The sequence below is a fragment of the Halobaculum rubrum genome (assembly GCF_019880225.1).
GTDB lineage: Archaea > Halobacteriota > Halobacteria > Halobacteriales > Haloferacaceae > Halobaculum > Halobaculum rubrum.
Window position 1 is genome coordinate 103,724 of sequence record NZ_CP082284.1, and the last position, 15,259, is coordinate 118,982.

14 protein-coding genes and 1 pseudogene are annotated in these 15,259 nt (G+C 70.2%); 13 read left to right on the plus strand and 2 right to left on the minus strand.

The genetic code is table 11. The features are described from left to right. The first annotated feature begins 215 nt into the window (after positions 1-215). Positions 216-1,130 (plus strand): AEC family transporter, encoded by a 915-nt coding sequence (locus K6T25_RS00585; protein WP_222915672.1) that lies wholly within the window; start codon positions 216-218, stop codon positions 1,128-1,130. Between the two features lie 26 nt (positions 1,131-1,156). Here K6T25_RS00585 and K6T25_RS00590 read toward each other — a convergent pair whose 3' ends face one another. Beyond that, a complete protein-coding gene (locus K6T25_RS00590; protein ID WP_222915673.1) occupies positions 1,157-2,395 on the minus strand; it encodes a GAF domain-containing sensor histidine kinase in 1,239 nt (412 codons plus the stop codon). A gap of 106 nt (positions 2,396-2,501) precedes the next feature. Here K6T25_RS00590 and K6T25_RS00595 point away from each other — a divergent pair, with 106 nt between their 5' ends. Continuing rightward, entirely contained in the window at positions 2,502-4,439 is a 1,938-nt protein-coding gene (locus K6T25_RS00595; protein WP_222915674.1) for an ABC transporter ATP-binding protein, read from the plus strand. Between the two features lie 80 nt (positions 4,440-4,519). Here K6T25_RS00595 and K6T25_RS00600 read toward each other — a convergent pair whose 3' ends face one another. Further along, entirely contained in the window at positions 4,520-4,807 is a 288-nt protein-coding gene (locus K6T25_RS00600) for a GYD domain-containing protein (protein WP_222915675.1), read from the minus strand. Between the two features lie 115 nt (positions 4,808-4,922). Here K6T25_RS00600 and K6T25_RS00605 point away from each other — a divergent pair, with 115 nt between their 5' ends. The 11 genes and pseudogenes from K6T25_RS00605 to K6T25_RS00655 all read left to right on the plus strand — a co-directional run bounded on the left by K6T25_RS00605 (position 4,923) and on the right by K6T25_RS00655 (position 15,235). Then, positions 4,923-5,780, plus strand: coding sequence for an NAD(P)-binding protein (locus K6T25_RS00605; RefSeq protein ID WP_222915676.1), 858 nt, complete (start codon positions 4,923-4,925; stop codon positions 5,778-5,780). 61 nt (positions 5,781-5,841) lie between these two features. Then, positions 5,842-7,041, plus strand: coding sequence for a bifunctional phosphopantothenoylcysteine decarboxylase/phosphopantothenate--cysteine ligase CoaBC (coaBC, locus tag K6T25_RS00610; protein ID WP_222915677.1), 1,200 nt, complete (start codon positions 5,842-5,844; stop codon positions 7,039-7,041). A 153-nt stretch (positions 7,042-7,194) separates the two neighbouring features. Next, on the plus strand, positions 7,195-8,226 hold the full coding sequence (locus tag K6T25_RS00615) for a monovalent cation/H+ antiporter subunit E (RefSeq protein ID WP_222915678.1): 1,032 nt from the start codon (positions 7,195-7,197) through the stop codon (positions 8,224-8,226). Beyond that, the gene (locus K6T25_RS00620; RefSeq protein WP_225917772.1) at positions 8,223-8,498 is read left to right on the plus strand and encodes a cation:proton antiporter; all 276 of its coding nucleotides are present in this window, start codon (positions 8,223-8,225) and stop codon (positions 8,496-8,498) included. The genes K6T25_RS00615 and K6T25_RS00620 overlap by 4 nt, the downstream gene beginning before the upstream one ends. Continuing rightward, a pseudogene (mnhG, locus tag K6T25_RS00625) lies at positions 8,499-8,816 on the plus strand (monovalent cation/H(+) antiporter subunit G); the annotation flags it as partial. A 98-nt stretch (positions 8,817-8,914) separates the two neighbouring features. Then, positions 8,915-9,448, plus strand: coding sequence for a DUF4040 domain-containing protein (locus tag K6T25_RS00630; protein WP_222915681.1), 534 nt, complete (start codon positions 8,915-8,917; stop codon positions 9,446-9,448). Next, positions 9,445-9,948 carry an MnhB domain-containing protein gene (locus K6T25_RS00635; protein WP_222915682.1) on the plus strand — a complete coding sequence of 168 codons (504 nt, stop codon included), beginning with the start codon at positions 9,445-9,447 and terminating at the stop codon, positions 9,946-9,948. Before K6T25_RS00630 ends, K6T25_RS00635 begins: the two co-directional genes overlap by 4 nt. Next, positions 9,945-10,301, plus strand: coding sequence for a cation:proton antiporter subunit C (locus tag K6T25_RS00640; RefSeq protein ID WP_222915684.1), 357 nt, complete (start codon positions 9,945-9,947; stop codon positions 10,299-10,301). Before K6T25_RS00635 ends, K6T25_RS00640 begins: the two co-directional genes overlap by 4 nt. Then, a complete protein-coding gene (locus tag K6T25_RS00645; RefSeq protein ID WP_222915685.1) occupies positions 10,294-11,817 on the plus strand; it encodes a monovalent cation/H+ antiporter subunit D family protein in 1,524 nt (507 codons plus the stop codon). Before K6T25_RS00640 ends, K6T25_RS00645 begins: the two co-directional genes overlap by 8 nt. Then, entirely contained in the window at positions 11,814-13,478 is a 1,665-nt protein-coding gene (locus tag K6T25_RS00650; protein WP_222915687.1) for a cation:proton antiporter, read from the plus strand. The genes K6T25_RS00645 and K6T25_RS00650 overlap by 4 nt, the downstream gene beginning before the upstream one ends. A 2-nt stretch (positions 13,479-13,480) precedes the next feature. Next, a complete protein-coding gene (locus tag K6T25_RS00655; RefSeq protein ID WP_345778240.1) occupies positions 13,481-15,235 on the plus strand; it encodes a Na(+)/H(+) antiporter subunit D in 1,755 nt (584 codons plus the stop codon). Positions 15,236-15,259 lie beyond the last annotated feature (24 nt).

The following is a 15,259-nucleotide window of genomic DNA, read 5'->3' on the forward strand; positions in this document are numbered from 1 at the left end:
GGGCTGCGCGGGTCGTCGCCCGAGGGGGTCGTTACCGAAGGACTGCTGCGCGGCGTGTTCGGCGTGGAGTCCGAGGTCGGGTTCGGCCCGGTCGCCCCGCACGTCACACCACCGCGGGCGATCGACGTGCGACCCGCTACACCGGTCGCGGCTGCCCCCGCCTCGCCGGGAACGCAACGGTCAACCGTCGCCATCGCGCAGGTCCGCCGACTCCCGTGTCCGTCGCCTCGAACCTCGCGTTCATGCTCGCCCTGCTCGCCGCCGGCGTCGTCGCGCGGCGGGCCGGGCTGCTCACGCCGCGCCGCCGTGACACGCTCACCGACGCCGCCTTCTACCTCGCGTTGCCCGCGCTCGTGTACAGCTCGACGTACGCGCAGCCGCTCGGGGAGCTGCTGTCGGTCCGACTCGTCGCGGGCGTTGTCGGCGCCCTCGCTGTCGGGATCGCCGTGAGCTGGTTCGTTCACCGACGACGGGCGGACGCCGCCGCCCGCAGCGTCGCTGTCGTCCAGTCGTACCACGCGAACCTCGGGTTCCTCGGGCTCCCGCTCGTGGCCGCCACGTTCGGCGCCGACGCCGTCGAGGCCGGGAAGGCGAGCGTGATCCTCGGGATGGGCGCGCTCGTCCACGTGCCCGCGACCGTGACGATCCTCTCGATCGTGAACGACGCCGACGCCGATCTGGCGAGCGAGGCCGTCTCGCTCCTTCGCAATCCGGTGTTGGTCGCGCTCGTTGCCGGCCTCACCTCGGCAGCCGTCGGGTGGACGCCGCCGGGCGCGGTCGCGACGGGGCTGTCGTGGCTGGGGGAACTGGCGCTCCCGCTCGCGTTGCTGGGCGTGGGCGCGTCGCTCGTGCTCGACGGCGTCTCGATCGACTACCCGACCGTCGGCGCGGTGACGGGGATGAAACTGCTCGCGATGCCGCTGATCGCGTTCGCCGTGTTCTCCGTGCTGGGCGGCGACCCCTCGACGGTCCGCGCCGGCGTCGTCATGTTCGCGATGCCGACGGCCGTCTCGACGTTCGTGTACGCCAGCGCGCTCGGCGGGGACGACGGCCTCGCGTCGGTCAACGTGTTCGCGACGACCGTCGCCTCCGCGGGGACGTTGCTGCCCGTACTCTGGCTCGTCGGGTGATGGGTCGTCCGGAGCGATCGCCCCGTTCAACCCTCGACGAGGATATCGAAGCGTGCACCGCCCGCCTCGCTGTCGGTCACGTCCACGGACCATCCGTGGGCCTCGACCACCCGGCGGACGATCGTCAGGCCAAGGCCGGTCCCGTCGGACTCCCCGGAATGCCCCTGGTGGAACGGATCGCTCATGTCGTCCGGCATCCCCGGTCCGTCGTCGGCGACGTAGAACCCGTTCCGACCGTTCGCCAGGCCGGCGACGGTGACCTCGACGTCGCCGCCGCCGTGTTCGATCGCGTTGCGAAAGAGGTTCGAGAACACGTCGGTGAGCCGCTGCGTGTCGGCGTCGTATTGGCCCGGGGCGTCGACGACGAGCGTCGCGTCGTCGGTTTGTACTCTTTCCCAGGCCGTCCGGGCGATCTTCCCGATCCTGACCATTTCGGTTTCTCCGATGTCCTGTCCGGCCCGAGACAGCCCCAGTACGGTGTCGATGATCTCGTCGATCCGCTCGGCCGACCGCTTCGCGCGGTCGAAGTGTTCATCGTCGCCGGTCCGTCTGGCCATGTCGAGCGAGCCGGTGAGAACGTTCAGCGGGTTCCGGAGGTCGTGAGCGACGACCGACGCGAACTCCTCGAGCCGATCGTTTTGTGCCGCGAGGTCTCGCTCACGCTGGACCCGTTCCAGGGAGGCGGCGATCATATCCGCGAGCGAGCGAACGAGCACGACCTCGTGGTCCCGCCACCGTTCGCGGTCGGAGCGGCCGGCGAACACGAGCGTCCCCCACAGCTCGTACTCGCGGACGATCGGAACCGCCAACAGGGTGCCGTACGAGTTCGTCCCGCCGCTCGCGGTCGATCCCTCATCGGCGACGGCGTCGGTTCCCGCCTTCGCGACACGGACGGCCTCGGAGCCCCCGACGCGGCCGAGCGCGTCGCGTACCAACGGCTCGATGTCCGCGGGCGGCGGGTCGTCGGGTTCGATGCCGTCCCGGTGCCACGCGTAGCGTCGGTCGAACGTCTCGGGGTCCCGGCCCGAACTCGATCGGCCGCCATCGCCGGCGATCTCGTAGACGCCCGCGTAGTCCGCGTCCACCCCGGTCGCGACGCTCCTGAGCGTCCACGTCAGTTTCGTGTGGAGTTCGTCCGGGTTCGCCGAGAGCAGCGTCGTCGACGCGTCGATCACCAGTGCCTGCAGGTCCACGTGACGAGCGGTGTCGCGGGCGTCGTCGCGCTCGTCCGCGGGCAAGTGCTCCGTCCCCGCGGCGCCGTTCATACCCACGCTGTGCCCCGACGTGATAAATGGCTGTGCGTCCGAGTATCACCGCTGAAACCGGGGCGGACCGGTTCGCCTAAGTCGCCCGCGTCGGTTTCGAACCGTAATGAGCGCCGAGGAGGAGAGCGCCTTCGACGTCTACCGCGACCGCGTCGACCGGCCGCTGTATCGCCTGTTCACCGAGTACGGCCTCGACAAGTGGCCGTGGCTCCTCGTCGGCATGACCGCGAACGTGATCGCTCGCGGCGCGAGCCTGCTCCCGCCGCTGGTGCTGGGCGTCGCCATCGACGCGGCGTTCACCGGCGATCAGCCGTACACACTGCCGCTGGTGCCCGGGGGGTGGCTCCCGACGACCGCGCCCGACGAGGCGCAGTTCTGGTTCTCCGTGTGGCTGATCGTCGGCTCCTTCGCCGTGACGGCCGCGCTGACCTGGGTGTACGGCGTCGCCGCGAACAACTTCGCCCACCGCGTCATGCACGACGTGCGGACGGACTCCTACGCGAAGATGCAGGACCTCGACATGACGTTCTTCGACGACAAGCAGACGGGGGAGGTCATGTCCGTTCTCAACAACGACGCGACGAACCTCGAGCGCTTCCTCGACGACGCGCTTCAAAACTCCGTGCGCCTCGGCGTGATGCTGCTCGGCATCGGGATCGTCCTGTTCGAGCGCAACGCGCAGCTCGCGCTCGTGACGCTCGTCGTCGTTCCGGGGATGGTGCTGTTCACCTACTGGTTCATGAAGGCGGTCGAGCCCCGATACGCCGCCCAGCGCGAGGCAGTCGCCGACCTCAACACCCGACTCGAGAACGCCCTCGGGGGGATCCAACTGGTGAAGACGACCGGGACCGAGGAGTACGAGACGAGCCGCGTCGAGGACACCTCCTACAACTACTTCCGCAAGACGCTCTCGATGCTCCGCCTGAACTACGTGTACCGCCCCGGGATGGAGCTGTTCGCGGGGATCGCGTTCGCGACGACGTTCGTCGTCGGCGGCCTGTGGATCGTCTCCGGCACGGCACCGGGCCCGCTGACCGGCGAGCTTCGGGCGGGGACGTTCGTCACCTTCCTGTTCCTCACCCAGCGGTTCGTCACGCCGCTGGCGGAGGTGTCGAACATCGTCTCGCAGTACGAGAACGCCAAGGCCTCCTGCGAGCGCGTGTTCGGGCTCCAGGACATCCCCGCGTCGGTCACGGAGTCGCCAGACGCGGTCGCCCTCGACGACGTCGAGGGAGCGATCGAGTACGACCACGTCGACTTCGGCTACGAGGGCGAGGACCAGCTCGTCCTTCGCGACGTGGATTTCGGGGTCGAGTCGGGCGAGACGGTCGCGCTCGTCGGCCCCACCGGCGCCGGCAAGTCCACCCTGCTGAAGCTGCTCATGCGCCTGTACGACGTGGACGACGGCGCGGTTCGCGTCGACGGCCACGACGTGCGCGAGGTGACGCTGCGGAGCCTCCGCGAGTCGGTCGGCTACGTCAGCCAGGACACCTACCTCTTCGACGGGACCGTCGCCGAGAACATTCGATACGGGCGCTTCGATGCGGGCGAGGAGGCGGTTCGCGAGGCCGCGAAGGCGGCGGAGGCCCACGAGTTCATCGCGAACCTCCCGAAGGGGTACGACACCCGGATCGGCGAGCGCGGCGTGAAGCTGTCGGGCGGCCAGCGGCAACGCCTGTCGATCGCCCGCGTCGTGCTGCAGGACCCGGACGTGCTCGTCCTCGACGAGGCGACCTCCGCGGTCGACACCGAGACCGAACTGCTGATCCAGCGGAGCCTCGACCGCCTCGCCGAGGACCGGACGACGTTCGTCATCGCCCACCGGCTCTCGACGGTGAAGGACGCCGACGAGGTGCTCGTGTTGGAGGGCGGCGAGGTCGTCGAGCGCGGGGGCCACGAGGAGTTGCTCTCGAGGGACGGGCTGTACGCGAAGCTGTGGGGCGTGCAGGCCGGCGAGATCGAGTCGCTGCCGGAGGAGTTCGTCGAGCGAGCGAGGGAGCGGCAGGCCGAGACGCTTGCGGGGTCCGGTCCCGCGACGGACTGAGCGAGGCCGAGTGAGTGGAACGAACGAGGCCTCGGAAAGACGGCGGCGATGGCCGGCCGTGACAGCGTCGCCGACGACGATCAGAGGTCCTCGACGAGCTCGCCCATGCGCTCGATCGGGATCGCGCGCATCGTCTCGGTGTCCAGCCCGTGCCCCTCGATGGCGATCGCGACCTGGAGGGCCGCCTCCTCGTCCTCGACCTCGAAGGTGAGCAGGAAGTCGTACCCGCCGACGAGCGCGTGACTCTCCCGGAGTTCGGCCCCGAGGCGTTCGATGTCCTCCCGGACGCCGCCCCGGATCGACACCAGTTCCTGCGGGTTCTGGAACTGCGCCTCGTTCGCGTCCGCGAGTACGGTGTATGTCAACATACCACACGATAGTGGGTTCGCGACGAACGGTCTTCCCACGCTCCCACCGGCGATGGAATCCGCCACGACGGAACGGACCGTGGTACTGAAGCCGGCGTGAACTGACCGGTCGGCCATGACCGATACGACCCTCGACACGGATGCTGACTACGACGCGCTCGTCGTGGGCGGCGGCGTCGCCGGCCTCACCGCGGCGACGTTTCTCGCGCGCGCCGACCTCGCGACGCTCGTCGTCGACGGCGACGAGTCGATCCTCCGCCGCAACGCCCATCTGGAGAACGTCCCCGGCTTCCCCGCCGGCGTCAACGCCCGCCTGTTCGCGGACATGCTCCGCGATCAGGCCGAGCGCAACGGCGCCGAGATCAGGACCGGGTTCGTCGAGGGCGTCACCGGCGAGACCGGCGGGTTCACCGCCGCCGTCGACGACGGCACCGCGGTCACGGCCGCGCGGGTCGTCGCGGCGTCGTGGTCGGATCTCGACTACCTCGACGGCCTCGGCGTCGAGGCTCGCGACGCCGGGAGCAAGCGCTACGCCGAGGAGCACGCCCTCAGTCGCACCTCCGTCGACGGCGTGTACGCCGCCGGCCGGATCGCCGAGCGCTATCACCAGGCGGTCGTCGCCGCGGGCCACGGCGCCGAGGCGGCGATCACCCTGCTGCACGACGCCGAGGTACCCTTCTATCACGACTGGGTCGTCCCCGAGGGGTACTTCACCGACCGCGGGCGGGAGGTGCCGCCCGGCTGTGAGGAGATCACCGCCGCCGAGCAGGAACGCCGCGCCGCCGAGTCCCGGGAGACGATGCGGGCGTACTTCGCCGAGGAACACCCCGATCGGCAGCGGACCCATCCGAGCCTCGTCGACGACGACCTCGGCCGGGTCGACCCAGAGTGGTACGATGTCGGCGGCGGCGACGACGGCGACCTCGGCGACGACGGGACGGCCGACGGCGAGGCCACCGAGGACGACGACTGACGCGGCGGCCGCTCGGGCGACACCGCGAGGATTTACCACCCTACCCGCCGAGCCACCGCCAATGAGCGATCTCCTCGCCGACACCAACGTCGCGCTCGGCGTCTCCGGCTCCATCGCGGCCGTGAAGGTGGTCGAACTCGCCCACGAGCTCCGACGCCACGGCGCCTCGGTCCGCGCGGTGATGACGGACGCGGCGACCGGGATAATACACCCGTGGGCCGTCGAGTTCGCGACCGAGCGCGACGTCGTCACCGAGATCACCGGCTCCGTCGAACACGTCGAGCTGTGCGGTCGCGACGGCTGGGCGGACGTGCTCCTCCTCGCGCCGGCGACCGCCAACACCGTCGGCAAGATCGCCGGCGCCGTCGACGACACGCCGGTCACGACCTGCGCGACGACCGCGTTGGGGGCCGACGTGCCGGTCGTGTGCGCGCCGGCGATGCACGAGCCGATGTACGACCACCCCGGGGTGTTGGACGCGATCGATCGCGTGGAGTCGTGGGGCGTCGAGTTCGTCGACCCGCGGATCGAGGAGGGAAAAGCGAAGATCGCGACCGAGGACGCGATCGTCACGGCGACGGCGCGCGCCGCCGGGGATCGACCACTGGCCGGGAGCCACGTCGTCGTCACCGCCGGGGCGACGAGCGAGGCCGTCGACGACGTGCGCGTGCTCACGAACCGCTCGTCCGGGCGCACCGGCCGGGCGGTCGCACGGGCGCTCGCCGTCCGCGGCGCCGACGTGACGCTCCTCCACGACGCGGACGCGGCGAGGGGGCCGGGCGACGACGGGGACGTGTCGTACGCCGACGTGATAGACGTGGAGTCGGCCGCGGAGATGACCGACGCCGCGCTCGCGGCCTGTGTCGACGCCGACGCGCTGATATCGGCGGCGGCCATCGCAGACTACTCCGTGGCACAACAGGAGGGGAAGATACGGTCCGGCGAGGCATCGCTGACGCTGGAGCTGTCGCCCACACCGAAACTGCTCGACACCGTTCGCGAGGAGTACCCCGATCTGTGCCTCGTGGGATTCAAGGCGGAGCCCGGGGGCGACGACGAGACGCTCGCCGCGAAGGCGCGCGAGACGCTGGATCGGGTCGATCTCGCGTTCGTCGTCGCCAACGACGCCGCCGTGATGGGTGCCGCCGACACCCGCGCGCTCGTCGTCCGACGGGACGGGTTCGACGCCTACCGCGGGTCGAAGCTCGGGCTCGGGCTCCGTGTCGCCGACGAACTCGCGACCGTGATACGGGACGGGTAGATCGGAACTCGTCGCCGCGCTTTCGCGTCCGCGGGATCACAACGGTTTTGATCCGCTCTTTCCAACGACGGCACAAGAGCCCGTGATACCAACCAGCTACCGCCGACACACTCGCCCCGATCGGTATGGCGGCCGCAGGCCGGGGGGGACGCCGTGACCGACGGGGACGCCGCACCCGCCGGCGACGTCGTTGTTCCCGTCAAGGAGTCGAACACGCTCCGGAACACGGTCGGGTACGTCGTCCGACAGGTCGTCGAGTCCGGCGAGCCGTCGACGCTGCACTTCGTGTACCCGCTGTCGAGCCGCGGGACGGTCGGCGACGAGCACGACCGCGCGACCGACCTGCTCGAACGGATCGAGCTGTGGGTCGAGGAAGACCGAGAGGAGAACGACGAGTCGGTGTCCGTGGAGACGGCGGTCATCGGTGCCGACGAGTACCTGTTCAGCCCCGGCGACTACACCGATGCGATCGCCGAGTACGCCGAGCGGCAGGGAGTCGACCGGGTCGTGCTCGACCCCGAATACCGACCGACCGGCACGACGCCGCTGCTCCCGGCACTGGAGCGGGAGATCCGCGGAACGGGCCTCGATGTCGAGGAGGCGCCCGTCGAGCGGGAAACCCGACGGGGACGGCTCGCCCGCAGGTCGGGCCTCGGGCAGTTCCTGCTGCTGTTCGGTCTGTCGGCGGGCTTCTATCTGTTTCTCGCCGGCTGGTCGCTCAAGCCGTACACGATCATCACCGGTGTGGTGTCCGCCGGGGCGGTCGCCGCCACGCTGTGGCACGTGTCGTTTACCGGCGCGATCAGTCCGCGTCGACTGGCCACCCAGTTCGGACGACTGGGCCTGTACGCGGTGTTTCTGTTGTGGGAGATCGCGAAGGCGAACCTCCAGATCGCGTACGTGGTGCTGCACCCGTCCCTGCCGATCGACCCGAAGATGGTCGAGTTCGACGCGGACGTGTGGTCGACCGTCCCGGCGGCGACGCTGGCGAACAGCATCACCCTCACCCCGGGGACCCTGACGGTCGACGTCGAGCGTCGGCACTTCACCATCCATTCGCTGACCGCCGGCGCTCGCGAGGACCTCCTCGACGGCAAACTCGAACGGGCAGTCAGGTTCGTCTTCTACGGCCGATCTGCGGCCCGCCGTCCGACGCCGAGCGAGCGCGAGGAGGTGGAGGAGTGAGCCTCGTCGCCGACGCCCTGTTGACGGCGGCCGCGGGGTTCATGCTCATCTCGGTGGTGGTGCTGTACCGCGCAGTGAAGGGCCCGACGATGCAGGACCGCGTCATCGCGGTGAACGTCGTCGGCTCGAACACGGTGGTGGTCGCGGCGCTGATCGCGGCCGCGACCGACACGCCGGGCGCGCTCGACATCGCGCTCGTGTACGCGCTGCTCAACTTCCTGATGAGCATCGCGATCTCGAAGTTCACCGTCGAGCGCGGAGGTGTGCTGTAGATGGTGACCGTCACCGAAGCGGTCGTGATCGCGCTGCTGTTCGGCGGTCTCTTCTTCGCGTTCGTCGCCGCCGTCGGCCTGCTCCGGCTGCCGGACCTGTACACCCGGGCCCACAGCGCCTCCAAGAGCGACACGCTCGGGGCGGTGCTCACGCTCGGGGCGGCCGCCATCGCGCTCGATACGGGCGTCGACACGCTCAAGCTCGTGCTGTTGATCGTCTTCATGTTCATCACGAATCCGACCGCCGCCCACGCGATCGCGCGGGCGGCCGCAGACCAGGGCATCGAACCGTGGACCGTGGACGACGCCGAATCCGAGGGATCTGCGGGCGGCGACCCCGCCGACGGCGACTCGGTCGACCGTGACCCCGCCGACAACGACCCTGACGGCGCCGTCACGGACGGGGGTGACCGCCGGTGACACCCGTCGAGTGGGCGGTCCTCGCGTTCGTTCTCGGGGCGGCGCTGGCGACGGCGCTGCTTCGCGACGTGCTCGCGTCGATCATCGCCTTCGCGGCGTACAGCCTCGGGATCGCCGTCGTCTGGCTGCTGTTGCGCGCGCCGGACGTGGGGCTGACCGAGGCGGCCGTCGGCGCCGGCGTGACGACGGTGTTGTTCCTGTTGACGATCGCCAAGACCGTTAGACCAGCCGGAGACGACCTGTTCATCGACGTCGACCTGACGGCGGTCGGCGTCTCCGGGCTGCTCGTGGCCGCGCTGGCGACGACGCTGTCGGCGTTGCCGCCGGTCGGCTCGTCGTCGACGCCGGTCGCGACTTCGCGGGTGTCGAACTACTACCTGGAGAACGCCTACACCGAGACCGGCGTCGAGAACGCCGTGACGGCGGTGCTTGCGGCCTACCGCGGGTTCGACACCCTCGGGGAGGCGGTCGTCGTGTTCGCCGCGCTCATCGGACTGCTGGTCGTGCTCGACCGGGGGGTGTTGGCATGAGCTCGTCGTCGACGGCCGACGGCGACGACGAGTTCTCCGTCGCGAACGGCCCCGATCGGCCGTACGTCGAGAGCCCGATCATCATGGCCACCGTCCGCATCGTCGCGCCGTTCGTGTTCACGCTCGGCGCGTTCGTGATGTTCCACGGCGCCGACTCCGCCGGCGGCGGCTTCCAGGGCGGCGTCATCGTCGGGACCGCGATCCTGATGATCGCGATCGCCTTCGGCGTCGGGCCGACCCGCGACTGGCTCTCCGCGTCGATGCTCACGGTGCTCGTCGTCTTCGGCGTCGCGCTGTTCATGGGGATCGGCCTCGCCGCGGTCGCCTCCGGCGGCGCGTTCCTCGAGTACACGGCCATTCCGGTGGCACACTCCAGCAAGTACGGTATCGAACTGGTCGAGGTCGGGATCGGGATCATCGTCTCCGTGACCGTCGTCGGCCTGTTCTTCGCGCTGGCGGCGGGCCACTCGAACGAGGACGACGAGGAGGTGGCGGAGTGATCGACGTGCTCGTCGACCGGGCGTACTTCGTCGTCGCGTTCCTGCTGCTCGGGATCGGCGCCCACATGGTGATCGGGGATCGAAACCTCGTCAAGAAGGTGATCGGGATGAACGTCTTCCAGTCCGGGATCTTCCTGTTCCTCATCGCCTCGGCGTACGTGACCGGCGCGTCCGCGCCGCTGCTGTCGGAGCCGGGGCCGTACGTGAGCCCGCTGCCGCACGTACTCATCCTGACGGCCATCGTCGTCGGGGTGAGCCTCACCGCGGTGGCGCTTGGACTCATCGTCCGTATCTACGGGGAGTACGGAACGCTCCGCGCGGACGTGGTCACGGAGGTGAACGACGGTGAGTGACCTCCCGGCGCTGCTGGTCGTGCTCCCGATCCTCGGGGCGCTCGTGTCGCTGCTCGCGGGGGTTCGCTTCGACCGCTCCGGGTGGTACGTCGCGGCGGCGACGCTGTCGGTGCAGGTCGCCGGCGCGGTCGCGTTCGCCGCCGACGGGCTCTCGGGCGCTCCCGGGAGCTACGCCGTCGGGGACTTCACGATCCCGTACGGGATCGAACTCCTCGTCGACGGGCTGTCGGCGACGATGGTCGTGCTGGTGGCGGTCGTCGCGCTCGGCGTGCTCGCGTACGCACGTCGCGCCGGACCGCGCTCGAACCAGTTCTACTCGACGTATCTCCTGCTCGTCACCGGGCTCACCGGGATGTCGATCACCGGTGACGCGTTCAACATGTACGTGTTCCTCGAGATCACCGGCCTAACCGCCTACGCGCTCGTCGCCAGCGGCGAGGGCGGCCGCTCGGCGGTGGCGGGCCTGAAGTACCTGCTCGTGGGGACGTTCGGCGCCTCGCTGTACCTGCTGGGCGTCGGCTACGCGTACGTCGCCACGGGGACGCTGAACATGGCCGACCTGTCGACCGAGCTCGCCGCCGTCGGCTACGCGTCGCCGCTCGTCCGGGCGTCGTTCGCGTTCGTCGTCGTCGGGCTGTTCGTCAAGGTCGCGATGTTCCCGCTGCACACCTGGCAGCCGGAGGCGTACGCCGGCTCGCCCGACTCGGTGAGCGCGCTCATCGCCTCGCTCGTGTCGACGGTGAGCGCGTACGCGCTCGTCCGGATCGTGCTCACGGTGTTCACGCCGGAGTTCCTCGACGCGGTCCCGTTCGCGCGCCCGCTGCTGGCGGCGACGGCCGCCGTCAGCATCGTCGTGGGGAGCGGGCTCGCGGTCGCACAGACGGAGATCAAGCGGATGCTCGCGTACTCCTCGGTGTCGCAGTTCGGGCTCGTCGTCGCCGCGCTGTCGGTGACGAACGCGACGGCGCTGGTCGGACTGACGGTCCACCTCGTTGGCCACGCGGTGATGAAGGGCGGGCTGTTCCTCGCGGCCGGGCTCGTCGCCACCGGCGTCGGCGGTCGCTCCGTCGCCGACTTCGACGGGCTCGGCTCGCGGATGCCCGCCGCTGCGGCCGCCTTCGGCGTGCTCACGCTCGGAATGGTGGGCGTGCCGCCGGCGATCGGCTTCTTCGGCAAGTGGTACATCGTCGTCGGCACGCTGGAGGCGGGCGCGTGGGGGCTCGCGGTCGTCATCCTCCTGTCGACGCTGCTGACGCTCGCGTACTTCGCGCGCCTGCTCGAACGGATGTTCTTCCGCGAGGCGCCCGCCGCGGCCGAGACCGGCTCGGCCGACGCCGCCGTCGCCGACGGCGGCGAGGGACGCGACGCCGGCGGCCACTCCTCGGCCGACCGCGGCGTCTCGCTCGGAATGGTTGCCGTCGTCGTCGCGGCAGCCTTGCTCGCCGTCGGCCTCGGGGCGGCCGTCCCGGCGTATGAGTCCGCGCTCGCCCCGACCGTGGAGGTGCTCCTCTCATGACCGAGATCACGTCACTCAGACCGCTCGCGGCCGTGCTCGTCTCCGCCGTCGCGATCGTCCCGATCCTGCTGTCCGGGAGCCGACCGAACGTCCGCGAGTCGTGGACCGCGGTCGCGGCGCTCGCGAAGTTCGGCATCGTCGCCAGCATGGTCCCCGGCGTGCTCGCCGGCGACACGTACGTCACGGACCTGGGATCGTTCCTCCCGGGGGCCCGCTTCGCGCTGGAGGCGGACGCGCTGGGGATCCTCTTTGCGCTGTTGGCGAGCTTCCTGTGGATCGTCACCAGCAGCTACAGCATCGGCTACATGCGCGGGCTCGACGAACACGGCCAGACCCGCTACTTCGCCGCCTTCGCCGCCAGCGTCTCGGCGGCGGTGGGCGTCGCGTTCGCGTCGAACCTGCTGGTGATCTTCGTGTTCTACGAGCTGCTCACCGTGGCGACGTACCCGCTCGTCGCCCACGACGAGACCGACGAGGCCCGCTCGGCCGCCCGCAAGTACCTCGCGTACACCTTCGGCGGCGGCGTCGCCGTGTTGGCGGGCACCGCGCTCGTCTACTGGCTCACCGGAACCGTCGCGTTCACCCCCGGCGGGATCGAGGGGCTCGCCGCCGCGGACCCGCTGTTCGCCCGGTTGGCGTTCGCGCTGCTGGCGTCCGGGTTCGGCGTGAAGGCCGCGCTGATGCCGCTTCACTCGTGGCTGCCGGACGCGATGGTGGCGCCGACGCCCGTCTCCGCGCTGTTGCACGCGGTGGCGGTCGTCAAGAGCGGCGTCTTCGGTATCGCGCGCGTCGTCCTCGACGTGTTCGGACCGGAGACGGTCGGGGACCTCGGGATGGGGCTCCCGCTTGCGGCGGTCGCCGCGTTCACGCTCGTGGTCGCGTCCGTCATCGCGCTCAGACAGGACAACCTCAAGCGAAGGCTCGCCTTCTCGACGGTGAGCCAACTGTCGTACATCGTGCTCGGGCTGGCGGTGTTGGCGCCCACATCGTTGGTTGGCGGCCTGCTGCACATCCCCGCGCACGGGTTCATGAAGATCACCCTGTTCTTCGCCGCCGGCGCGCTCCACGTCGAGACCCACACCGACGACATCTCCGACATGGCCGGGATCGGGCGACGGATGCCGCTGACGATGGCGGCCTTTGCCGTCGCGGCCGCCGGGATGGCCGGCATCCCGCTGGTCGCCGGCTTCGTGAGCAAGTACTTCCTGCTCATCGGGTCGATATCGGCGGGACAGACGCTGTTCGCGGTCGCGCTGCTCGTCTCGGGAGTGTTGAACATCGCCTACTTCTGGCCGGTCGTGTACACAGCGTTCTTCGAGTCGCCCGAGGAGACCGACGAGAAGCCGCTCATCGGGGGACCGTTCGGTGGCCGGCTGTCGTGGGGTCCCGCGGCCGTCGCCGAGGCTGATGCTGACACTGACGCCGATACCGACGCTGTCGCGGACGGCGGCGGGGACGCGTACGGCCACGAAGGCGGCCACGACCACGCCGGCGGCTGGGAGCGCCGCGGGTGGACCGGCGGCGAGTCGACGTGGTTCATGATCGCGCCGATCCTCGTCACCGCTCTGGGCTCGGTCGTCCTCGGGATCGTTCCCGACGGCGCGGTGTTCCTCAGGATCGTCCGGCTGATCGTCGCGGGCGCGACGGGGGTGAGCGTCTGATGGTGGCGGTCGACCCCCTGGTCCCGCCGTTCGTGTTCGTGCTGGCGGCCGCGCTCGTCGTCCCGCTGCTGGGCCGACGCGGGGGACACGCGCTGGGCGTGCTCGCGACCGCGGCGGTCGTGCCGTACGTGTGGCTCGTGCCCGGCGGCGAGCACCTCCCGACGCTTTTGTTCGGCTTCGACGCCGTCCTGTTCAACGTCGACGGCTTCTCGCGGCTGATGGGCGTTATCTTCGGCTTCATCGGCGCGGTCGCGGTGCTGTACTCGTGGGCCAGCGGCGCCGACGAGCGCCAGACCGCCTTCGCGCTGGGTTACGTCGGCACGAGCCTCGGCGCCGTCTTCGGCGGCGACTGGCTCACGTTGATCCTCTTCTGGGAGCTGATGGCCGTTACCAGCACGCTGCTGGTGTGGCACTACGGCGGCCGCGCGGTCCGGGCGGGCTTCCGGTACGCCCTGCTGCACGGCGTCGGCGGCACGCTCCTGCTGGGAGCGATCGTCTGGCACTACGCCGCGGCGGGGACGTTCCTGTTCACCGGCGACGGGCTCGCGGGCGTCGTCGCCCCCGTGCTCGCCGCGGTGGGGATCGGCGTCAACGTCGGCTTCATCGGGCTGCACGCGTGGCTGCCGGACACGTACCCCCGGCCACACATCGCCGCGAGCGTGTTCCTGTGCGTGTTCACGACCAAGACCGGCGTGTACGGCATGTTCCGCGCGTTCCCGGAGGGTGAGATCGCGATCGCGTACATGGGCGCGCTGATGGCCGTCTTCGGCGCCGGCATGGCGCTGCTGCAGGGCGACATGCGTCGGCTGCTCTCGTATCACATCCAGTCGCAGGTCGGATACATGGTCGCCGGCGTCGGCCTCGGCGGCGCGCTCGCGACGGCGGGTGCCTTCGGCCACGTGTTCAACCACATCCTCTACAAGAGCCTGCTGTTCATGACCGTCGGCGTCGTCATCTACCGCACCGGCGAGGAGCACCTGGACGACCTGGGCGGCCTCTGGCGAAAGCTGCCGCTCACCGCCGTCGCGTTCCTGATCGCGGCGCTGTCGATCGCCGGCTTCCCCGGGTTCAACGGCTTCGTCTCGAAGGGGATGGTGCTCGGGGCCGCACACAAGAAGCACTACGACGTCATCTGGTACCTGCTGCTCGCGGGGGGCGTCGGCACGTTCCTCTCGTTCATCAAGCTGGGCTACTACGTGTTCCTCCACGGCGAGTACGACGGCGACGTGCGGCCGGCGAACGTCGGCCAGAAGGTCGCCATGGTGGCCGTGGCGGTTCCGTGCGTCGTGCTCGGCGTCTACCCGCCCGCGCTGTTCGCGGTACTGCCCGACACGGGAAGCTACGAGTACACGACCTACACCGTCAGCCACGTCGAGGAGGGGCTGATCCTCGCGGCGCTCGGCGTGGTCGGCTTCGTGATCCTGAAGAAGCCGCTCTCGAAGGTGGGCCGCGTGCCCGACGTGGACGCTCTCTACAACCGCGCGGGCTTTTACGGCACCCGCGCGCTCGTCGTCGGTGTCACCGAGCTGTACGCCGCCGTCGACCGTACGGTCGTCGCCGGCTCGAGTGCCGTCGCGGGCGCCGTCCGCGACCCCGCGGCGGTCGCCGAACGGTCCGGCGTCGTCCGGTCGCTCGTCGAGGACGAAAGCGTCGCGAGCGACGAGGCGGACGACCGGATCAGCCTCCGGGCCGGGTTCGGGACGAGCGTCCTGCTCGTGACCGCGCTGCTCATCGTGGCGCTGGTGCTCGTGGTCTGAGCCGGCCGGATCGCCTCCGCGGAT